Source organism: Isoptericola sp. NPDC056134, from assembly GCF_042264825.1.
Classification (GTDB): domain Bacteria; phylum Actinomycetota; class Actinomycetes; order Actinomycetales; family Cellulomonadaceae; genus Isoptericola; species Isoptericola nanjingensis.
In genome coordinates, this window is record NZ_JBHJVM010000004.1 from 150294 (window position 1) to 171926 (window position 21633).

Sequence of the window (21633 nt, forward strand, 5' to 3'; positions counted from 1 at the left end):
GTGAATGCCTGGGAAGCGATCCTGCTCGGCCTGGTCCAGGGCCTGACCGAGTTCCTGCCGATCTCCTCGAGCGCGCACCTGCGCATCGTGGGGGAGCTGCTCGGCGGGACCGACCCCGGGGCCGCGTTCACGGCGATCACCCAGATCGGCACCGAGGCCGCCGTGCTGCTCTACTACCGCCGCACGATCCGCGACATCTGCGTCGCCTGGTGGAAGTCCCTCGTGGGCACGCACGGCAGCGACTGGCGTTCCCGCATGGGCGCCCACGACGACCAGGCCCGCATGGCCTGGTACATCGCGCTCGGATCCATCCCGATCGGTGTGCTCGGCCTGCTCTTCCAGGACCAGATCGAGACCTACCTGCGCAACCTCTGGATCACCGTGACGACGCTCGTCGTCTTCGGTCTGCTGCTCGGCTGGGCGGACAAGATCGGCCGGCGCACGCGTCGGCTCGACGAGCTCAACCCGAAGCGCGCGATCGCGTTCGGCTTCGCCCAGGCGCTGGCGCTCATCCCGGGCGTGTCGCGCTCCGGCGGCACGATCACCGCCGGGCTGCTCATGGGTTTCACCCGCAAGGCCGCCGCGGACTACTCGTTCCTGCTGGCCATCCCCGCGGTGCTGATGTCGGGCTTCTACCAGCTCGCCAAGTCCGTGGGCGAGGACCCTGCCCCCGGGTCGCCCGGCGCCGGCGCGACCCTCGTGGCGACGCTCGTCGCCTTCGTCGTCGGGTACGTCGTCATCATCGGGTTCCTCAAGCTCATCACCACCCACTCGTTCATGCCGTTCGTCTGGTACCGCCTCGGCCTCGCCGCCGTGGTCGTGGTCCTGCTGCTGACGGGCGTGCTCACCGCGAACGGCGGCATCGTCGTCTGACCAGGACCTGACCAGGACCTGGTCGGGACCTGGTCGGGAACCTGACCGGGTGAGACGCCCGGTAGCCTGGGCGCGTGCGTTCCTGGCCCGCCCCGCAGATCCCCGAGCTCCCCGACCCGGCCGACGGCCGCCGCACCCCCGTCCGGGTGCACGACAGCACCACCGGACGGCTCGTGGACCCGGCCCCGGGGCGCACCGCCCGCTACTACGTCTGCGGGATCACCCCGTACGACGCGACCCACCTGGGGCACGCGAACACCTACCTGGCGTTCGACCTGCTGCACCGGGCGTGGCTCGACGCCGGCAAGGACGTGACGTTCGTCTCGAACGTCACGGACGTCGACGACCCGCTGCTGGAGCGCGCGGACGCCACGGGCGTCGACTGGCGCGAGCTCGCCGCCGACCAGGTCGCGCTCTTCCGCGAGGACATGACCGCCCTCGGCATGGTGCCGCCCGCCACCTGGACCGGCGCCGTCGAGTCCGTGCCGGCCGTGGTCGCCGCCGTCGAGCGTCTCCTCGACGCGGGCGCGGCCTACCGGGTTCCCGTCGAGCCGGGCGCCGGCGGGGACGACCCCTGTCTGGGCGACGTGTACGCCGACCTGTCGGCCGACCCGGACTTCGGGCAGGTGGCGCGCCTCGACCCGGAGGTCAGGGCGGCCCTGTTCGCCGAGCGCGGCGGGGACCCGCAGCGCGAGGGCAAGAAGAACCCCCTCGACCCGCTGCTGTGGCGCCGCGAGCGCGTGGGCGAGCCCGCGTGGGACGGCGCGTCCCTGGGCACCGGGCGCCCCGGCTGGCACATCGAGTGCGCCGTCATCGCCCGCGACGGGCTCGGCCTGCCCTTCGACCTGCAGGGCGGGGGAGCGGACCTGCTCTTCCCGCACCACGAGATGTCCACCTCGCACGACCGCCTGCTGGGCGGCGGCGGGGCGTGCGTGCACGTGCACGCCGGGCTCGTCGCCTACGAGGGCGAGAAGATGAGCAAGTCGCGCGGGAACCTCGTGTTCGTCTCCGCGCTGCGCCGCGCGGGCGTCGACCCGATGGCGATCCGCCTGGCCCTGCTGGCGCACCACTACCGCACCGAGTGGGAGTGGACGGACGCCGACCTCGAGGCCGGCGTCGCGCGGCTCGAGCGGTGGCGCTCGGCCGTCTCCGGCAACGGCGGCCCCGACGCGACGGCGACGCTGGGCGCCCTGCGCGCGGCGCTCGCGGACGACCTGGACGGCCCCGCCGCGCTCGCCGCCGTGGACGCCTGGGCGGACGTCGCGCTCGAGCCCGGTCGCGACACGTCCGACGATCACGAGGGCGCGCCCGGCGTCCTGGCGCGGGCCGTGAACGCGCTGCTGGGCGTCCGGCTCTGACGCGGCGTCCCTGACGCCGGCGCAGGGGGGTCAGCTCTTGTCCGGACCCCTGTCCCCGCCGCGGTCGGGGCCCTTGTCCCCGCCCTTCTCGCCGCCCTTGTCACCGCCGACGTCGCGCCGCCGCAGGTAGCGCTCGAACTCGCGCGCGATGGCCTCGCCCGTCGCCTCGGGCAGGTCGGCGGTGTCCTTCGCCTCCTCGAGCTGCTGCACGTACTCGGCGATCTCGGCGTCGTCCGAGGCGAGCTCGTCGACGCCGTGCTGCCAGGCCTCGGCGTCCTCGGGCAGGTCGCCGAGGGGCACCGACGCGGCGATGAGCTCCTCGACGCGGGCGAGGATCGCGAGCGTGGCCTTGGGCGACGGCGGGTTGGCCACGTAGTGGGGGACGGCGGCCCACAGCGACACGGCCTGGAACCCGCGGCGGTCGGCCTCGTGCTGCAGCACGCCCACGATGCCGGTCGGGCCCTCGTACGTGCTCGGCTCGACGTCGAGCACCGCCTGCAGGCCGTCGCTCTCCGTCGTGGCGGTCATCGGGATGGGCCGGGTGTGGGGCACGTCGGCCAGCAGGGCGCCGAGGGTCACGACCGTGCGCACGCCCAGCTCGGCGGCCAGGTCGAGCAGCTCGGCGCAGTAGGAGCGCCACCGGAACGACGGCTCGATGCCGCGCACCAGCACCACGGTGCGGTCCGGCAGGTCAGCGACCGACACCGTCGTGGTGGGCCACATGATCGTGCGCACGCCGTCCGGCCCGGTCTCCATCACGGGCCGGTTCACCTGGAAGTCGTGGTAGTCCTCGGGGTCGAGCTCGCGCACCTGGCGGGCGTCCCACACGTGAGCGAGGTGCTCGAGCGCGGCGGTGGCGGCGCTGCCGGCGTCGTTCCACCCCTCGAACGCGGCGATCATCACGGTCTGCCGTGCGGCGTGGCGCCCGGTGGTCTCCGGCTCGGTCGTCATCCGTCCAGCGTATACAGCGGGCGGTCGGCCTGAGGTCGCCGCGCGGGAACGGTCGTTGACACGCGGGTGCCACCCTGGTTCGGTGTGGGAAGGCGCTTACCAACGGAGGTGACCGTGCCTGCGACAGCGAGGTCGACGAGCTTCATCCCCCTGGCAGTCCCGCGTTCCACCTGGCAGCGCGTCCGGCGGCCTGTCCGGCGGCGGGCGACGGCGGCCTCCGCGCTGGCCGTGCTGTCGCTGCTGCTCGCCGGGCCGGCGGGCCCCGTGGCACAGGCGGGCGCGGTCGGTGGCCCGCCGGTCATCTCGGCCGACGACACGGCCACGGTCGGCTGGGCCACGGTGGGCGGCGGGACGGACGGCGGGGCCGGGGCGCCGGCGGGATCCGTCGCGGTCGTGACCGACCGCGCCGGGCTGCTCGCCGCGCTGGACAACGGCGGGCGCCGGGACGAGCCCAAGGTGGTGTACATCAGGGGCACGATCCACGGCAACGAGGCCGCCGACGGGCGCCTGCTCGACGAGCAGGACTACGCGCCCGGGTACGACCTGGACAAGTACCTCAGCTGCTTCGGCGACGAGGGGTGGAGCGACACCCTGCACGAGTACTGCGGTCCGCAGCGGCGGCTGCGGACCACGGGCAGCAACAACCTCAAGCGACAGATCGAGATCTCCGTCCCCAGCAACACGACGATCCTCGGCCTCGGCGACGACGCCGGCCTCGACGCGGCGACCCTCATGCTCCACCTGAGCCACGACGTCGTGATCCGGAACCTCACCCTCGAGGCCCCGGTCGACCACTTCACCTCGTGGGACCCGTGGGACGGCGAGCTGGGCGCGTGGAACGCACGCTTCGACGCGATGTCGTCCGTGACGTCGACGAACGTGTGGGTCGACCACGTCACCTTCACGGACGGCCGGTTCCCGGACGGCTCCGCCCCCGCGGGGCCGAACGGGCGCCCGGTGAACTTCCACGACGGCTTGTTCGACGTCAAGGACGGCAGCGACCTGTTCACCGTGTCGAACAGCCGGTTCACCGACCATGACAAGACCTTGCTCATCGGCTCCGGCGACGACAACGCCGACACCGACGCGGGCCGCCTGCGGATGACGTTCGTGGGCAACGCCTTCGAGGGCATCTGCCAGCGGGCGCCGCGGGTGCGGTACGGGCAGGTGCACGTGCTGAACAACTGGTACAGCGGGTCGTCGAGGGACCCTGTCGCCCCCGTGACGGGGGACCGCTGCTACGGCATCGGGCTGGGGATCGAGTCCAGCGTGGTGTCGGAGGGCAACGCGTTCGACTACACCGGGCCCGGCACAGGGTCGGGGATGGCGGTGTCGAACTGGAACGCGACCCGGTTCTCGGACACCGGGTCGTGGTTCCGGGGCAGCGCCGTCGACCTCGACGACGTGGTCACCGACGGCACGGCGGGCCCGGTCGGGCCCGCGGGCTGGGACCCGGCCGACGTCTACCCGTACGAGGCGCTGGACGGGTACGCCGCGGTGAAGCACCACGGGAAGCACGGGACGGGCGCGGGGGTGCTGCAGGTGGCCCTGCCCTGACGGCGTGCCCCATCTCACGAGGGCGCGGGGGCCGCTGCGCGCGGGCCGGTCCGTACGATGGACGGGTGCCCGAGACCCTCGCCCCCGCCCCGCAGACCGCCACCCCGACGTTGCCCGCGGCCGTCCTGTGGGACATGGACGGCACCCTCGTGGACACCGAGCCGTACTGGATCCGGGCCGAGCAGGAGCTGGTCGCGGAGCACGGCGGCACCTGGACGCACGAGCAGGCGCTGCAGCTCGTGGGGAACGCGCTGACGGTCTCGGCGACGATCTTGCGCGACCAGGGCGGGGTCGACCTGCCGGCCGACGCGATCGTCGACCGCCTGCTGGGTCAGGTCGTGGAGCAGGTCCGCGAGCGGGTGCCGTGGCAGCCGGGTGCGCTGGAACTCCTCACGAGCCTCGCCGAGGCGGGCGTGCCGTGCGCGCTGGTGACGATGAGCTACTCGGCCCTCGCGGAGGAGGTCGTGTCGCGCGGCCCCGACGGCGCGTTCGCGACGCTCGTCACGGGCGACCAGGTGACCCGGGGCAAGCCGGACCCCGAGCCCTACCTCGTCGCGGCCGAGCGGCTCGGCGTCGACGCCGGGGCCTGCGTGGCGATCGAGGACTCGCCCACCGGCATCGCCTCGGCGCGGGCCGCGGGCATCGCGACCCTGGGCGTCGAGGCGGTCCTGCCCGTGCCGCACCTGGACGGGCTCAGCCGCGCCGCGTCGCTGGAGAAGGTCGACGTCGCGACGCTCTCGCGCATCGGCGCCGGCGAGGTCGTGGACCTCACGCTCTGACGGGGTCGTCGTCCGGCGCCACGTCGGGGACCGCACCGAGGATCACGTCCGAGGCCGCGCCGGGCCCGGGGTCCACCCCGAGCCGTTCGCGCAGCGCGCCCGGCGGGATCGCCGGCGGCGTGCCGCCGAACGCGGGGCACAGCGCCTGGTGGGCGCACCACCCGCACAGCCGGCTGCGGCGCGGCCGCCAGTCGCCGGTGCGGGCGGCGTCCTGGATGGCCGACCACAGGGCGCGCACCTTGGTCTCCGTGGCCTCGAGCTCCCGCTCGGCCGGCTCGGCGCGCAGCACCTGGCCGTCCCCGAGGTAGAGCAGCTGCAGCATGCGCGGCAGGTCGCCGCGCTCGCGCCACAGCACCAGGCCGTAGAACCGCATCTGGAACAGGGCGGAGCCCTCGAAGCCCGGCCCGGGCGCGCGGCCCGTCTTGTAGTCGACCACCCGCAGCGCGCCGTCGGGCGCGACGTCGAGCCGGTCGACGATCCCGCGCAGCACGGGCCCGTCGTCGAGCGACGTCTCGACGCGCAGCTCCCGGGACGCGGGCTCCAGCCGGTTGGGGTCCTCCAGCGTGAAGTACGTGCCGACGAGCCGCCGCGCCCGGCCGAGCCACTCCGTCGGCGTGGTGCCGGCCGCGTCGCCGCCGTCGTCGAAGAGCGTCGCGTACCGCGGCTCCGCCTCGACGAGCCGCTCCCACTCGACCGGCAGGAGGGCGGCCGCCGCCTCCGGCGTGCGCTCGCCGCGCGGGGCGTCGTAGAGCCGCTCGAGCACGGCGTGCACCAGCGTGCCCCGCGCGGCGGCGGACGCCGGGGGCTCGGGCAGCCGGTCGACCACGCGGAACCGGAACAGCAGGGGGCAGCGCATGAAGTCCGCCGCCCGCGACGGCGACAGCGCCGGGGCCCGCGACGCCGTCGGCGACGGGTCGGGAGCGGCGGTCGTCGTCATGCGCGCCACCCTACGGGCGGACGGTGACAGGCCGTCCCACGCCCTCTGACGAGCAACCGTCGATCGGCCGTCGACCGGCCGTCGATCGGTCGGCGCGCGGCCGACCGGCAACCCGGCCGGATAGCCTGACCGGGTGACCTCTCGCTCCCGGGGATGGGTGGTCGGCCGCATCGCGGGCGCGCCCGTCCTCGTCACCCCGTCGTGGTTCCTCGGAGCCGTCGTCCTCACCCTCGTGTTCGCGCCCTCGGTGCGGACGTGGTTCGCACCCCAGCTGGGGACGACGGCCGTGCTCGTCGTCGCCGCCGCGTTCGTGCTGCTCCTCTTCGGGTCCGTGTTCCTGCACGAGGTCGCGCACGCCCTCGTCGCGCGGTCGCGCGGGCACCGCGTCACCGAGATCGCGCTGACGCTGTGGGGCGGACACACCGCGTACACCGGGTCGGGCGGGCGCCCGCTCGACGGCGCCCTCGTGGCCGTGGTCGGCCCGCTCACCAACCTCGTGCTCGCGGCCGCGTTCTGGGTCGTGTACCTGCTGCAGCCGGTGTCGTCGGTCGTGACGGCGCTGCTCCTCGCCGGTGCGTTCTCGAACGCGTTCGTCGGGCTGTTCAACCTGGTGCCGGGGCTGCCGCTGGACGGCGGGCAGATCCTCGAGTCCGCGGTCTGGGGCGCGACCGGCTCGCGCACGCGGGGCACGCTCGCGGCGGGCTGGGCCGGACGGGTGGTGGCGGTCGGCGTGCTGGTCGTGGCGTTGCTGTGGCCGCTGCTCGAGGGGCGGAGGCCGTCGTGGGTGACGGTCGCGTGGGCGGCGCTCATCGGCGCGTTCCTGTGGTCCGGCGCGGGCGACGCGATCAAGGGCGCGCGGACCAGGGCCCGGGTCGCGACGCTGTCCGCGCGCGGCCTGGCCGTGCCGGCCGTCGTGCTCCCCGTCACCGCCACCGTCGCCGGCGTCTCCGAGGCGGCGGCGCGACAGCCCGGCGCGGTCGTGGCCGTCGTCGGGCCCGCCGGGGAGCCCGTGGGCTGGGTGGACCCGACCGCGGTCGCGAACGTTCCCGCGGGTCAGGCCGCAGCCACGCCGGTGGAGGCCGTCGTCGTCCCGTTCCCGCCCGGGTCCGCGGTGAGCCCCGAGCTCGAGGGCGACGACCTCCTCGGCCGCCTCGCCCGCGGCTCGTCCGGGGCGCGCGTGGTGCCGGTCGTGGACGCCGGCCGCCTGACGGGCGTGCTCGACGTCGCCCGGGTCGCGGCCGCGCTCCGCCGATGAGGTGGCGGGAGGCGGGCCGGTAGACTCGCCCGTCGTGACCTCCGCCGACGCCACCGTGCCCGAGAACCGCCCGACCGCCGACCCGACCGGCCGCGCCACGGGTGCGGACCTGCGCCGCGGACCCCTGCGCGAGGGCGACCGGGTGCAGCTCACGGACCCCAAGGGGCGCCTGCACACCATCACGCTCAAGCCCGGCGGCACCTTCCACACGCACAAGGGGTACTTCCGCCACGAGGACCTCATCGGCCGCCCCGAGGGGTGGGTCGTGACCAACACGGCGGGGATCGAGTACCTCGCCCTGCGCCCCCTGCTGAGCGACTACGTGCTGTCCATGCCGCGCGGTGCCGCCGTCGTCTACCCCAAGGACGCGGGCCAGATCGTGCAGATGGCGGACATCTTCCCGGGTGCCCGCGTCGTCGAGGCCGGCGTCGGCTCCGGGGCGCTGACCATGTCGCTGCTGCGCGCCGTGGGCGACGCCGGCGAGCTGCACTCCATCGAGCGGCGCGAGGACTTCGCGGCGATCGCGCGCGGCAACGTCGAGTCGTTCTTCGGCGGCGAGCACCCGGCGTGGCGGCTGTCGGTCGGCGACCTCGCCGACGTGCTGCCCACCGTGGCCGAGCCGGGCAGCGTCGACCGCGTCGTCCTCGACATGCTCGCGCCCTGGGAGAACGTCGACCCGGTCGCCCGGGCCCTCGTCCCCGGCGGCGTGCTCATCTGCTACGTCGCGACCGCCACGCAGCTGTCCCGCACGGCCGAGGACCTGCGTGCCGACGGCCGGTTCGCGGAGCCGCAGGCATGGGAGTCCATGGTGCGCGGCTGGCACCTCGAGGGCCTCGCGGTCCGCCCGCAGCACCGGATGATCGGGCACACCGGCTTCCTCGTCACGGCCCGGCGGCTGGCCGACGGCGTCACGCCGCCGGAGCGCACGCGACGCCCGGCCAAGGGTTCCTACCCCGCCCCCGACGCGGAGTGGTCGGAGGAGGAGCTGGGCGAGCGCGCCGTCTCGGACAAGAAGATCCGCCGCGTCCGGCGCGACCTCGGCGTCGCCCCTGACGACGCGCAGGCCTGACGCCCCTCGGGCGGCCGTCGGCCCCGCGGCAGGTCACCGGGAGGTCTCGGTCGTGTGAACCTCGCGACCGCTCCGTGAAATGAACCCCCGGACGACCGTGTTGATGTCTAGGGTGCTGTACTCCGGGGACGCCTTCCCGCCCGGGGAGGCGGTCACCCGGGCCGCACGAGAGGGGATGCGATGTCCGACAACCCTGTCCGCCCGGAGCCTCGACCGGAGCAGCCGACGCTGCCCACCGGACCGAGCCACGACGCACAGCTCGCCCTTCTCGCCGCCAAGAACGAGCGGCTCGCCGAGGCGCTCCGCGCCGCCCGCGACCAGATCGTGGAGCTCAAGGGCCAGATCGACGAGCTCGCCAAGCCCCCCGGGACGTACGCGACGTTCCTCGCCGCACACGACGACGGCTCGGTCGACATCTCGTCGGCCGGCCGGAAGATGCACGTGCAGGCGAGCCCGGGCCTCGACGTCGCCGAGCTGCGCCCCGGGCAGGAGGTCAAGCTCAACGAGGCCATGACGGTCGTCGAGGTCGGCGGCTACGAGCGCACGGGCGAGCTGGTGACCGTCAAGGAGGTGCTCGACGCCGAGCGGGTGCTCGTCGTCGGGCGTGCCGACGAGGAGCGGGTCGTGCGCCTCGCCGGGTCGGTCGCCGACGCGGAGCTGCGGGTGGGCGACGCGCTCACGGTCGACGTGCGCAGCGGGTTCGTCTACGAGGTGGTCCCGAAGTCGGAGGTCGAGGAGCTCGTCCTCGAAGAGGTGCCCGACATCGCCTACGAGGACATCGGCGGGCTGGGGCCGCAGATCGAGCAGATCCGCGACGCCGTCGAGCTGCCGTTCTCGCACCCCGACCTCTTCCGCGAGCACGGGCTGCGGCCGCCCAAGGGCGTGCTGCTGTACGGCCCGCCCGGGTGCGGCAAGACGCTCATCGCGAAGGCGGTGGCCAGCTCGCTGGCCGGGATGGTCGCCAGCGCGCAGGGCGGCGACCCGACGGCCAAGAGCTACTTCCTCAACGTCAAGGGCCCGGAGCTGCTCAACAAGTACGTGGGCGAGACCGAGCGGCACATCCGCCTGATCTTCGCCCGCGCGCGCGAGAAGGCGACGCAGGGTGCGCCCGTCGTGGTGTTCTTCGACGAGATGGAGTCGCTGTTCCGCACCCGCGGCACGGGCCTCTCGTCGGACGTCGAGACGACGATCGTGCCCCAGCTGCTCGCCGAGATCGACGGCGTCGAGCGGCTCGACAACGTCATCGTCATCGGCGCGTCGAACCGCGAGGACATGATCGACCCCGCGATCCTGCGGCCCGGCCGCCTGGACGTGAAGATCAAGATCGAGCGGCCGGACGCCGAGGGCGCCACCGAGATCTTCGGCAAGTACCTCACGCCGCAGCTGCCCATCCACCCCGACGACCTGGCCGAGCACGGCGGCAGCCAGAACGAGGCCGTCGGGGCGATGATCCGCAGCGTGGTGGAGCGGATGTACTCCGAGGACGAGGAGAACCAGTTCCTCGAGGTCACGTACGCGTCGGGCGACAAGGAGACCCTGTACTTCAAGGACTTCAACTCCGGCGCGATGATCCAGAACGTCGTGGACCGGGCCAAGAAGTCGGCGATCAAGGACTTCCTGGCCACCGGGCAGCGCGGCATCCGGGTCGAGCACCTCCTGTCGGCGTGCGTCGACGAGTTCAAGGAGAACGAGGACCTGCCCAACACCACCAACCCCGACGACTGGGCGCGCATCAGCGGCAAGAAGGGCGAGCGCATCGTCTTCATCCGCACGATCGTCCAGAAGAAGGGCGGCGACGGCACCCCGCGCACCATCGACACGGTGACCAGCACGGGGCAGTACCTGTAGCACCGGCCCGTCGCGAGCCCACCAGATCGAGGTACCCGCCGCGAGGTCGACCCACCGTGGGTCGACTTCGGGACGGGTACCTCGATCTCGTTCCCGGCCACCTAGGGTGGTGGCGTGAGCGTTCGTCGCGTGATGGGGATCGAGACCGAGTACGGCGTGCTGGCACCGGGGCGGCCGATGGCCAACCCGATGCTCATGAGCTCGCAGGTGGTCATGACGTACCGCGCCCTGGTGGCGCGGGCGGGCGGGCGCCCGCCGGCCCGCTGGGACTACGACGACGAGGACCCGCTGCAGGACGCGCGCGGGTTCCACCTCCAGCGCGCCTCGGCGCACCCCTCGCTCCTCACCGACGACCCGTCGCGCCCCGCGCCGTCCGGACCCTCGTCGTCCGGCCCGACGTCCGGCAGCACCCCCGCGTCGGCCCAGGTGGCCTCCGCGGCGGGCACGCCCGGGTCCTCCCGCGGTCGGGCGCGCCCCGTCCGGCAGGAGCCGGAGGAGGTGGAGCGGCCGTCGGTCGAGGACTACGACGACCCGAGCGCCGCGAACTGCATCCTCACCAACGGCGCGCGCCTCTACGTGGACCACGCGCACCCGGAGTACTCGTCGCCCGAGGTCACCGGGCCGCGCGACGGTGTCCTGTGGGACGTCGCGGGGGAGCGGGTCATGCTCGCGGCCGTGCGGTCGCTCGCGGAGGTGCCCGGCGGCGAGGTGGTCCTCTACAAGAACAACGTGGACGGCAAGGGCGCCAGCTACGGCACGCACGAGAACTTCCTGGTGGACCGGGCGCTGCCGTTCGGCACGCTCGTCGCGCTGCTGACGCCGTTCCTCGTCACGCGGCAGGTGTTCGCCGGGTCGGGGCGGGTCGGTCTCGGCCCGACGGGCTCGGACGCCGGCTTCCAGCTCTCCCAGCGCGCCGACTACATCGAGGCGGAGGTGGGGCTCGAGACGACGCTGCGCCGCCCCATCGTCAACACCCGCGACGAGCCGCACGCGGACCGCACGCGGTGGCGCCGCCTGCACCTCATCATCGGCGACGCCAACCTCTTCGAGGTCGCGACCTTTCTCAAGCTCGGCACCACCTCGCTCGTGCTCTGGGTGCTCGAGCACCTCGACGAGCTGGCCGAGGCGGGCGTCCCCGCCCGGGAGGAGCTCGCCGCCCTGCGGCTCGCCGACCCGGTCGCCGACGTCCAGCGGGTGTCGCGCGACCTCACCCTCGCCGTCCCCCTCGAGCTCGCCGACGGCCGCCGGCTCACGGCGCTGGAGGTCCAGGAGGCATACGCCGACGTCGTGGCCCGGTCGGTCGCGGCGCTCGCGGCAGCGGGTACGGCAGCGGGTTCGGCGGGGGGCACGGCGGCCTCCGGCGCGCCGGGCGACGACGAGACCGCCGCGGTGCTGGACCGCTGGCGCTCGGTGCTCCACCGGCTGGGCACCGACCCGTCGACGTGCGCGCGCGAGGTGGAGTGGGTGGCGAAGCACCGGCTCCTGGAGCGGATGCGGTCGCGGGACGGGCTCGGCTGGGACCACCCCCGGCTGCACGCGCTGGACCTGCAGTGGACGGACGTGCGCCCCGAGCGCGGCGTCTACCACCGGCTCGTCGCGTCGGGCGCCGTCGAGCGCCTCGTGGACGACGAGCGGGTCGCGGACGCGGTGCACCACGCGCCGGCGGACACGCGGGCGTGGTTCCGCGGCGAGGTGATGGCCCGGTACGCCGACCAGGTGTCGGCGGCGAGCTGGGACTCGGTGATCTTCGACGTCCCGGGGGCCGCCGCCCTGCAGCGGGTGCCGATGCTCGATCCCTCCCGCGGCACCCGCGCGCACATCGGCGCGCTCCTGGACGCCAGCCCGGACGCGGCGGCGCTGCTCAAGGGGCTGCGGGGTGACGGGTGACCGCCTGACCGGCGACGACGTCGTCCACCCCGTGCCCGGGGCGGGCACGGGTGGAGTCGTTCAGCCCTGGGCGCAACCGGCGTGGACGTCGCCGCGCGGTGTCGGCCGCAGCGCATAGGCTGGCGTCGCGAGACTCTCCCGGAGCTCCTTGTCGGGGGCTCCGCAGCAGCGAAGGAGGCGGACCATGGCCGGTCAGGAACGGATCAACCCGCAGCACGAGGACCGCACGCCCGACGACGACGCGGACACCCCCGCCCCGGTCGCCCCGGCGGCGACCGAGCGCGACGCCGAGGTGGACGCCCTGCTGGAGGAGATCGACGAGGTCCTCGAGACGAACGCCGAGTCGTTCGTTCGGGGCTTCGTGCAGAAGGGCGGTCAGTGAGCGCCCATGACCCACGCTGACACCTCGGGACGGCTGCCGGACGCGTTCCTGCGCCCCGGCTCGTCCTCGTTCGTGGACTTCCTCGCAGGCCACGCGCCCGACCTGCTGCCCGGGCGTCGCGACGTCGGCGGGGCGAGCGCCGACGGCCTCGCTCCGCACGCCACCACCATCGTCGCGCTGACCTTCGGCACCGACGACGGCGGCCGCGGCGTGATCATGGCCGGCGACCGCCGGGCCACGGCGGGCAACCTCATCGCGAGCCGCGAGATGGAGAAGGTCTTCGCCGCCGACGCCTACTCGGTGGTCGGCATCGCGGGGTCCGCGGGCGTGGCGATCGAGCTCGTGCGGCTCTTCCAGCTCGAGCTGGAGCACTACGAGAAGATCGAGGGCTCCCTGCTCTCCCTCGACGGCAAGGCCAACCGCCTGTCCACGATGATCCGCGGCAACCTGCCCCTCGCCCTGCAAGGTCTGGCCGTCGTGCCGCTGTTCGCGGGCTACGACCTCGACCGCGGGTACGGACGGCTGTTCAGCTACGACGTCACCGGTGGCCGGTACGAGGAGCACGACCACCACACGGTCGGCTCCGGCTCGGTGTTCGCGCGCGGCGCGCTGAAGAAGCTGTGGCGGCCCGGGCTCGACGCCGACGCAGCGGTCGGCGTCGCGGTCGAGGCGCTCTACGACGCGGCCGACGACGACAGCGCGACCGGCGGCCCCGACCCCGTGCGCCAGATCTGGCCCGTGGTGAACGTCGTGACCGCCGACGGCGTGCGCCGGGTGGCGGACGAGGAGCTCGCCGCGTCGGTCGAGAGGATCGTCGACGAGCGCGGGGCCGCCCACCGGGCCGCCCACGGCGACCGCCCCGCCGGCGGTCCCCGGACCGGCCACCAGGGGGGTGCGCGCGCATGACGATGCCGTTCTACGTCTCGCCCGAGCAGCTGATGAAGGACCGGGCGGACTTCGCCCGCAAGGGCATCGCCCGCGGCCGGTCCGTCGTCGTGCTCGCGTACGAGGGCGGGATCGCGTTCGCCACGGAGAACCCGTCGCGAGCGCTGCACAAGATCTCGGAGATCTACGACCGCATCGCGTTCGCCGCGGTGGGCAAGTACAACGAGTTCGAGAACCTGCGGGTCGCCGGAGTCCGCTACGCCGACCTGCGCGGGTACTCCTACGACCGCACCGACGTCACCGCGCGCGGGCTGGCCAACGCGTACGCGCAGACGCTGGGCACGGTGTTCACCACCGAGTCCAAGCCGCTGGAGGTCGAGCTGGTCGTGGCGGAGGTGGGGGACACCCCGGCCGCCGACCAGATCTACCGGCTGTCCTACGACGGCTCCGTCGCGGACGAGCACGGGCACGTCGTGATGGGCGGCCAGGCGGAGCAGCTGGGCGCGCGCGTCGGCGAGGCCTGGCACGAGGGGATGACGCTGCCGCAGGTGCTCGCGCTCGCGGTGCGCACCCTCGGCGCCGTCGGGTCGGACGGTTCCGTCGCCGCCGAGGGGGAGGAGCGCGAGATCGCGCCCGCCGGCCTCGAGGTGGCGGTGCTGGAGCGCGCGGGCCGGCGGCGGGCGTTCCGCCGGCTGCAGGGCGCGACGCTGGCCGGGCTGCTCGAGCAGCCCGGTGAGTGAGACTGGCGACTGAGACGGGCGAGCAGGTCGCACCGCAGTCGGGCGCAAGGTGGGGCAGCAGGTCGGGCAGCAGGGCCGAGCGAGGGGAGACGTCGTGGACCGCAGGATCTTCGGTCTGGAGACCGAGTACGGGGTGACGTGCGCGGCGGACGACGGGCGCGGCCTGTCCGCGGACGAGGTGGCCCGCTACCTGTTCCGCAAGGTCGTGGCATGGGGGCGGAGCTCGAACGTCTTCCTGCGCAACGGCTCGCGCCTCTACCTCGACGTGGGGTCGCACCCCGAGTACGCGACGGCGGAGTGCGACGACGTGCACCAGCTCGTGGCGTACGACCGGGGCGGCGAGCGCATCCTCGAGGGCCTGGTGGCCGACGCGCAGCAGCGGCTGGAGCACGAGGGCCTGTCCGGCAAGGTGCACCTGTTCAAGAACAACACCGACTCCGCGGGCAACTCCTACGGCTGCCACGAGAACTACCTCGTGCGCCGGCAGGGCGACTTCTCGCGCCTCTCCGAGGTGCTCGTGCCGTTCCTCATCACCCGCCAGGTGCTCACGGGTGCAGGGAAGGTGCTCGCCACCCCGCGCGGCGCCGTCTACTGCCTGTCCCAGCGTGCGGACCACATCTGGGAGGCCGTCTCCAGCGCCACCACCCGCTCCCGGCCGATCATCAACACGCGCGACGAGCCGCACGCCGACGCGGAGAGCTACCGCCGCCTGCACGTCATCGTCGGCGACTCGTCGATGGCCGAGCCGACCACGATGCTCAAGGTCGGCGCCACGGACCTCGTGCTGCGCCTCGTCGAGGCGGGCGTGCCGATGCGCGACCTCACCCTCGAGAACCCCATCCGCGCGATCCGCGAGATCAGCCACGACCGCACCGGCCTGCACCCCGTCCAGCTCGCCAACGGGCGCACCGCCACCGCCGTCGACATCCAGTGGGAGTACTACCACCGCGTGCGCGAGCACGTGGACGCGCACGCCGGTGCCACTCCCGTCGTCAAGCAGGTCCTGGACCTGTGGGAGCGCGGGCTGCGGGCGCTGGAGTCCGGCAACCTGTCCCTCGTGGACCGCGAGCTCGACTGGGTCATCAAGCTCAAGCTCATCGAGCGGTACCAGGCCAAGCACGACCTGCCGCTCGACGACCCCCGCATCGCGCGCCTCGACCTCGCCTACCACGACATCTCCCGCACCGAGGGGCTGTACAACCTGCTCGCCGCGCGCGGCATGGTGGAGCGCGTCGTCACCGACCTCGAGGTGTTCGAGTCGACGGCCGTGCCGCCGCCCACGACGCGCGCCAAGCTGCGGGGCGACTTCGTGCGCGCCGCGCAGGAGGCGCGTCGGGACTACACCGTGGACTGGGTGCACCTGAAGCTCAACGACCAGGCGCAGCGCACCGTGCTGTGCAAGGACCCGTTCAAGAGCGTGGACGAGCGTGTGGATCGGCTGATCGAGTCCATGTGAAGCGTCGCGCGTCGGCAGGTGCCGCCGTGCTCTCGGCTCACGGCTTGGCGTGGTCCGGTCGCGCGCGGGCGGTGGACGGGGGCCCCGTTCGCCGGGTGGGCATGGCAGGATGACGCGGTGCTCCGCCGTCTCACCCTCCTGATCTCGCTGCTGCTCGGTGGCGCGCTCGTGCTCGGCGGGTGCGGCTCGTCGCTGCTGGACGACCTGGGCAAGCGGCCGTCGTCCGCGCCGTCGGCGGCGCCCGTGCAGGTGTCGGGGGCTGTGGGGGAGCCGCCCGCCCTCGACTACGAGCAGCCGTACGACGTCGTGCAGGCGGGCGCGCGGACGGTGTGGCCCGGGTCGGGCGAGCCCGTGGTGGACGGTGAGCCCGTGCTGCTGAACATGTACGCCGAGGACGGGCGCGACGGCACCGTCATCTCGAGCACGTACATCGACGCGCCGGGGTGGTACTCGATGTCGCCGGAGTCGCTCGGCTCGAACCTCTACGACACGCTGCGCGGCCAGAAGGTGGGGGCGCGCATGCTCCTGCTCGAGCAGGACGGCGACGTGCCCGTGATCCTCGTCGTCGACGTGCTGCCGACGCACGCCTCCGGTGCCGAGGTGAGCGCGGCGAAGGGACTCCCGACCGTCGAGCGTGGCGACGGCGGCGCGCCGAGCGTGACCGTGCCGCGGAAGGCCGACGCGCCCGCCGACCTGCAGGTGCAGCCGCTGGTGCGGGGCACCGGGCCGCAGGTGCAGGTGGGGCAGGTCGTCACGATGCGGTTCACCGCGGTGCGGTGGAGCGACGGGCGGCAGTTCGACACCACGTGGACCGCCGGGACGCGGCCGCAGTCCGCCACGATCGGCATCGGCCAGCTGGTCGACGGCCTCGACCAGGGGCTGGTCGAGCAGACCGTGGGCTCGCAGGTGCTGCTCGTGGTCCCCCCGAGCCTCGGCTACGGTGGCACCAGCAGCGACCTCGCCGACGAGACCCTGGTCTACGTCGTGGACATCCTGGACGCCCACTTCCAGGTCACCGAGGACGAGTCGACCGGCAAGGCCAAGGGCGACGACGGCGGTGACCCGGAGCAGAAGTCCGGCAAGGGCTCGGACGAGCCCGCCGGGAGCGACGACAGCAGCAAGGAAGGGTGAGTCCCGCATGTCCGTGGCCGTCCGCGTGATCCCGTGCCTCGACGTCGACGACGGTCGGGTCGTCAAGGGCGTCAACTTCACGAACCTGCGCGACGCGGGCGACCCCGTGGAGCTCGCCTCCCGGTACGACGGCGAGGGCGCCGACGAGGTGACCTTCCTGGACGTGTCCGCGTCCTCGGGCGGCCGCGACACGATGATCGACGTCGTGAGGCGGACCGCCGACCAGGTCTTCGTGCCCCTCACCGTGGGCGGCGGCGTCCGCTCGACGGAGGACGTCGACCGCCTGCTGCGTGCCGGCGCCGACAAGGTCGGCGTCAACACCGCCGCGATCGCGCGGCCCGAGCTGGTCGCGGAGATCGCGGCCCGCTTCGGCCGGCAGGTGCTGACGCTGTCGGTGGACGCCCGCCGCGTCACCGGTGAGACGGTGACCGCCTCGGGCTTCGAGGTCACGACCCACGGCGGCCGCCGGGGCACGGGCATCGACGCCGTCGAGTGGGCGGCGCGCGTCGCCCACCTGGGAGCGGGCGAGATCCTGCTGAACTCGATGGACGCCGACGGCACCACCGCGGGCTTCGACCTCGAGATGCTCGGCGCCGTGCGGGACAAGGTCGACGTGCCGCTCGTGGCGTCGGGCGGCGCGGGGACCCCGGAGCACTTCGTCGCCGCGGCCCGCGCGGGCGCCGACGCGGTGCTCGCCGCGAGCGTCTTCCACTTCGGCACGCTGACGGTCGGCCAGGTCAAGACGGCCCTGGCCGAGGCGGGCGTCGAGGTTCGGAGGTGAGCGCGGGGTCGGTCGGGCGACGCTCCCGCCGACGGTGAGCGGAGCCGTCACGACCGCGCTCACGGGGTCGAGGCTGCGCCGCTCGGCGACGCTCGTGTGGCGCGGCATGCGCTCCGAGCCGCGCCTGTACGTGCTCGCCGTGGGCGCGTCCGCGCTGTTCGGCGCCGCCACCGTCGCCGTGAGCCGCGCCGTGGGCTGGGCCACCGACGCGGTCGTCGTCCCCGCGATCGCGGGCGACCCCGACGCGCGCTCGCGCATCTGGGTCGCCGGGCTCGTGCTCGCCGCGGTGGCGCTCACCCTCGCCCTCGGCGTCGCCGGGCGGCGCATCTGGGCCGGCTACGGGTTCGCGGCGATCCAGGCGCACCACCGGAGGGGGCTGTCCCGGCAGTACCTGCGCCTGCCCGTGTCGTGGCACCGCGCGCACCCCGCGGGCCGGCTGCTGTCCGCGGCGAGCGCCGACGTCGAGGCCGCCACCGGAGTCTTCAACCCCCTGCCCTTCGCGCTCGGCGTCGTGGTGATGATCGGGGTCGCCGCGGGGATGCTCCTCGCGGTCGACGTGTGGCTGGCCGTCGCCGCCCTGCTGGTCGTGCCCGCCGCGGTCGCCGCGAACGTCGTCTTCCAACGGCACATGACGCCCGCCGTGACGCGGGCGCAGCAGCTGCGGGCCGAGGTGGCCGACGTCGCGCACGAGTCCTTCGAGGGCGCGCTGCTCGTCACGTCGCTCGGCACCGCGGACCGCGAGGAGCGTCGGTTCGCCGAGCGCACGGACGCGCTGCGCGCCGCGAACGTGCGCGTCGGCACCGTCCGGGCCGTCTTCGACCCGGTCATCGAGCTGCTGCCCTCCCTCGGCACCCTGGCCGTGCTCGGCGTGGGCACCTGGCGCGCTTCCACCGGGGCCGTCGACGCGGGCGACGTCGTGACGGCGGCCTACCTGCTGACCGTCATGGCGGTGCCGGTGCGCGCGTTCGGCTGGGTGCTCGGCGAGCTGCCGCGCGCCCTCGTCGGCTACGACCGGATCGCGGGCATCCTCGATGCCCCGTCGACGCTGGTCCCGGGCACGCAGGCGCTCCCGCACGCGGCGGGGGGCCTGGCGGTCCGCCTCGAGGGCGTCGGGGTCGACGTCCCGGCTTCGGGCACGACGGCCACCCTGCTCGACGGCGTCGACCTCGAGGTCGCGCCCGGGACCACCGTCGCGGTCGTGGGCAGCACGGGCGCGGGCAAGACGACCCTGGTGTCGCTGCTCGCGCGCCTGAGCGACCCGACGCGAGGCCGGGTGCTGCTCGACGGCGCGGACGTGCGCGGCCTCGCCGCGGGCGAGGTCCCCGCGCAGGTGGCGCTCGTGACGCAGCAGACGTTCGTCTTCGAGGACACGGTCCGCGCCAACGTGACCCTCGCGGACCCGGGCGACGACGGCGCCCCCGAGGACCCCGCGGTCTGGGAGGCGCTGCGCGTCGCCCGCGTCGACGACGTCGTGCGCGCGCTGCCCGGCGGGCTCGACGCGCCCCTCGGCGAGCGCGGGGCCAACCTGTCCGGCGGGCAGCGCCAGCGGCTCGCCGTCGCGCGGGCGCTGGTCCGCAGGCCACGGCTGCTCGTGCTCGACGACGCCACGTCCGCGGTCGACCCGCGCGTCGAGGCGGAGATCCTCGGCTCCTTCGCGTCGGCGCGCGGCGGCGGGGGCGACGCACCGGGTACGACCGTCGTCATGGTCGCCTACCGCATGTCGTCGGTGGCGCTCGCGGACGTCGTCGTGCACCTCGAGGGGGGCCGCGTCGTCGACGTCGGGCCGCACGCCGACCTGCTGGCCCGGGACCCCGGGTACCGCGCGCTCGCCACCGCGTACGAGCAGGAGACGGAGCGCCGGGCGCGCGAGCTCGCGGACGAGGCGGCCGCCGGGGAGCTCCTGCCGGGGGACGCGCAGCGGGAGGGGACACCGTGAGCACGACGCGCATCGCCGCCGCCAGCGAGCTGGGCGTCCTCGCCACGCTCCGCCGGGGCGTGCAGATCTCGCCCCAGATCGTCGACGGCCTGTGGCTCACCCTCGCGCTCGCCGTGCTGGCGGCCGCGGGGCGCGTCGTCGTGCCGGTCGCGGTGCAGCGCACGATCGACGACGGCATCCTCGCCGGCGGCGGGCCAGACGCCGGGCGGGTGGCGCTCCTGACCGGCCTCGCCGCGGGCGCGGTCGTCGTCGCGGGGCTGTGCACCGCGGTGGTCAACGTCCGTCTGTTCCGCCGGACGGAGGCCGGGCTCGCCGCGCTGCGGGTGCAGGCGTTCCGGCACGTGCACGACCTGTCCACCCTCGCGCAGGGCACCGAGCGTCGTGGCGCGCTCGTGTCCCGCGTCACCTCCGACGTCGACACGATCTCGCTGTTCGTCCAGTGGGGCGGGATCCAGCTCCTCGTGTCGACGCTGCAGGTGCTCGTGGCCACCGCCCTCATGGCCGTGTACTCGTGGCAGCTCACCCTGGTGGTCTGGGCGTGCTTCCTGCCGCTGTTCCTGGTGCTGCGCCGCGCGCAGGGCACGGTGAACCGCGCGTACGCGGCGGTGCGACAGGCCGTCGGCGCGATGCTCGGCGCGATCTCGGAGGCGGTCGTGGGCGCGGAGACGGTGCGCGCGTACGGCGTGGCGGCGCGGACCGGACGCCGCGTCGACGCGGCCGTCGAGCACACCCGCGCCACGCAGGCCCGCGCCCAGCTCCTCGTCTCGTCGGTGTTCTCGAGCGGGGTGCTGGTCGCCAACCTGGTGCTCGCCGTCGTCGTGGTGGTGGGCACGCTGCTCGGCGTCGGCGGCGGACTGACGGCGGGCCAGGTGGTCGCGTTCCTGTTCCTGGTGCAGCTCTTCACCGGCCCCGTGCAGCAGGCCACGGAGATCCTCAACGAGCTGCAGAACGCCGTCGCGGGCTGGCGGCGCGTGCTCGCGGTGCTCGAGACGCCCCTCGACGTCGCGGACGCCGACGACGCCACGGCGAGCCCTCGCGGCCCGGCGGCGGTGACGCTGCGCGGGGTGCGGTACGCCTACCCCGACGGGCCCGAGGTGCTGCACGGGGTGGACCTGGAGCTGCCCGCCCGCCGCAAGGTCGCCGTGGTCGGGCGGACGGGCTCGGGCAAGACCACCGTCGCCAAGCTCGTCGCCCGCCTCATGGACCCCACGGCCGGGGAGGTGCTGCTCGACGGCGTCGACCTGCGCCGGCTGACGCTCGCCTCGTTGCGCGAGCGCGTGGTGCTCGTGCCGCAGGAGGGCTTCCTCTTCGACGGGACGGTGGAGCAGAACGTCGCCTACGGGCTGCGCCCGGACCCGCCGTCCGACCCCGCCGAGACCAGGGCGCGCGTCACCGGGGCCATGGACGCGCTCGGCCTCACCGACTGGGTGGCCGGGCTGCCGCAGGGCCTCGGCACGCCCGTCGGCCAGCGCGGCGAGGCGCTGAGCGCGGGGGAGCGGCAGCTCGTCGCCATCGCTCGCGCCTACCTCGCGGCGCCCGACCTGCTGGTGCTGGACGAGGCCACGTCGGCCGTCGACCCCGCCGCCGAGGTGCGGATCGCCCGGGCGCTGGACTCGCTCACCTCCGGCCGGTCCACGATCACGATCGCCCACCGGCTCTCGACGGCGGAGGCCAGCGACCTCGTGGTCGTCGTCGACGACGGGCGCGTGGTCGAGGTCGGCGGGCATGCCGAGCTGGCCGCCGCGGGCGGCGTCTACGCGCGGATGCACGCGAGCTGGGTGGCGCAGACCCGCTGAGCGTCCGGGCCG

18 protein-coding genes are annotated in these 21633 nt (G+C 74.4%); 16 read left to right on the forward strand and 2 right to left on the reverse strand.

What is annotated here, in order from left to right:
* Together ACFCZN_RS05875 and mshC are read left to right on the forward strand one after the other, a co-directional pair.
* Entirely contained in the window at window positions 1-873 is an 873-nt protein-coding gene (locus ACFCZN_RS05875) for an undecaprenyl-diphosphate phosphatase (RefSeq protein WP_429763360.1), read from the forward strand.
* A gap of 74 nt (window positions 874-947) precedes the next feature.
* A complete protein-coding gene (mshC, locus tag ACFCZN_RS05880) occupies window positions 948-2231 on the forward strand; it encodes a cysteine--1-D-myo-inosityl 2-amino-2-deoxy-alpha-D-glucopyranoside ligase (RefSeq protein WP_430556147.1) in 1284 nt (427 codons plus the stop codon).
* Window positions 2232-2261: 30 nt separating this feature from the next.
* Here the strand turns inward: mshC and ACFCZN_RS05885 are convergent, their stop codons facing one another.
* Window positions 2262-3182, reverse strand: coding sequence for a PAC2 family protein (locus ACFCZN_RS05885; protein WP_430556148.1), 921 nt, complete (start codon window positions 3180-3182; stop codon window positions 2262-2264).
* Window positions 3183-3296: 114 nt separating this feature from the next.
* Here ACFCZN_RS05885 and ACFCZN_RS05890 point away from each other — a divergent pair, with 114 nt between their 5' ends.
* Window positions 3297-4739, forward strand: a complete 1443-nt coding sequence (locus ACFCZN_RS05890) for a polysaccharide lyase family 1 protein (RefSeq protein ID WP_430556149.1) — start codon at window positions 3297-3299, stop codon at window positions 4737-4739.
* Window positions 4740-4804: 65 nt separating this feature from the next.
* Entirely contained in the window at window positions 4805-5518 is a 714-nt protein-coding gene (locus tag ACFCZN_RS05895) for an HAD family hydrolase (RefSeq protein ID WP_430556150.1), read from the forward strand.
* On the opposite strand, the gene ACFCZN_RS05900 is transcribed toward ACFCZN_RS05895, so the two are convergent.
* Complete coding sequence (locus ACFCZN_RS05900; RefSeq protein WP_429763366.1) at window positions 5508-6455, reverse strand: RecB family exonuclease; 948 nt, start codon at window positions 6453-6455, stop codon at window positions 5508-5510. The genes ACFCZN_RS05895 and ACFCZN_RS05900 overlap by 11 nt on opposite strands.
* Before the next feature lie 133 nt (window positions 6456-6588).
* Here ACFCZN_RS05900 and ACFCZN_RS05905 point away from each other — a divergent pair, with 133 nt between their 5' ends.
* The 12 genes from ACFCZN_RS05905 (at window position 6589) to ACFCZN_RS05960 (ending at window position 21621) form a co-directional block, all read left to right on the forward strand.
* Entirely contained in the window at window positions 6589-7710 is a 1122-nt protein-coding gene (locus tag ACFCZN_RS05905; protein ID WP_430556151.1) for a site-2 protease family protein, read from the forward strand.
* 34 nt (window positions 7711-7744) lie between these two features.
* Window positions 7745-8779, forward strand: a complete 1035-nt coding sequence (locus ACFCZN_RS05910; RefSeq protein ID WP_429763368.1) for a tRNA (adenine-N1)-methyltransferase — start codon at window positions 7745-7747, stop codon at window positions 8777-8779.
* A gap of 180 nt (window positions 8780-8959) precedes the next feature.
* Window positions 8960-10627, forward strand: coding sequence for a proteasome ATPase (gene arc, locus ACFCZN_RS05915; protein ID WP_429763369.1), 1668 nt, complete (start codon window positions 8960-8962; stop codon window positions 10625-10627).
* A 132-nt stretch (window positions 10628-10759) separates the two neighbouring features.
* A complete protein-coding gene (gene dop, locus ACFCZN_RS05920) occupies window positions 10760-12514 on the forward strand; it encodes a depupylase/deamidase Dop (RefSeq protein ID WP_429763784.1) in 1755 nt (584 codons plus the stop codon).
* A gap of 184 nt (window positions 12515-12698) precedes the next feature.
* Window positions 12699-12896 (forward strand): ubiquitin-like protein Pup, encoded by a 198-nt coding sequence (locus tag ACFCZN_RS05925; RefSeq protein WP_079575068.1) that lies wholly within the window; start codon window positions 12699-12701, stop codon window positions 12894-12896.
* Window positions 12897-12902: 6 nt separating this feature from the next.
* Entirely contained in the window at window positions 12903-13802 is a 900-nt protein-coding gene (prcB, locus tag ACFCZN_RS05930) for a proteasome subunit beta (protein WP_430556152.1), read from the forward strand.
* On the forward strand, window positions 13799-14521 hold the full coding sequence (gene prcA, locus ACFCZN_RS05935) for a proteasome subunit alpha (RefSeq protein WP_429763371.1): 723 nt from the start codon (window positions 13799-13801) through the stop codon (window positions 14519-14521). The genes prcB and prcA overlap by 4 nt, the downstream gene beginning before the upstream one ends.
* 94 nt (window positions 14522-14615) lie before the next feature.
* A complete protein-coding gene (pafA, locus tag ACFCZN_RS05940) occupies window positions 14616-15977 on the forward strand; it encodes a Pup--protein ligase (RefSeq protein ID WP_429763372.1) in 1362 nt (453 codons plus the stop codon).
* A 117-nt stretch (window positions 15978-16094) separates the two neighbouring features.
* A complete protein-coding gene (locus tag ACFCZN_RS05945) occupies window positions 16095-17108 on the forward strand; it encodes an FKBP-type peptidyl-prolyl cis-trans isomerase (RefSeq protein WP_430556153.1) in 1014 nt (337 codons plus the stop codon).
* Between the two features lie 7 nt (window positions 17109-17115).
* Window positions 17116-17889 (forward strand): imidazole glycerol phosphate synthase subunit HisF, encoded by a 774-nt coding sequence (hisF, locus tag ACFCZN_RS05950; protein ID WP_430556154.1) that lies wholly within the window; start codon window positions 17116-17118, stop codon window positions 17887-17889.
* A gap of 106 nt (window positions 17890-17995) precedes the next feature.
* Window positions 17996-19825: an ABC transporter ATP-binding protein gene (locus ACFCZN_RS05955; RefSeq protein ID WP_430556207.1), complete on the forward strand. Its 1830-nt coding sequence runs from the start codon at window positions 17996-17998 to the stop codon at window positions 19823-19825.
* Window positions 19822-21621 carry an ABC transporter ATP-binding protein gene (locus ACFCZN_RS05960; protein WP_430556155.1) on the forward strand — a complete coding sequence of 600 codons (1800 nt, stop codon included), beginning with the start codon at window positions 19822-19824 and terminating at the stop codon, window positions 21619-21621. The genes ACFCZN_RS05955 and ACFCZN_RS05960 overlap by 4 nt, the downstream gene beginning before the upstream one ends.
* Window positions 21622-21633: the final 12 nt, after the last annotated feature.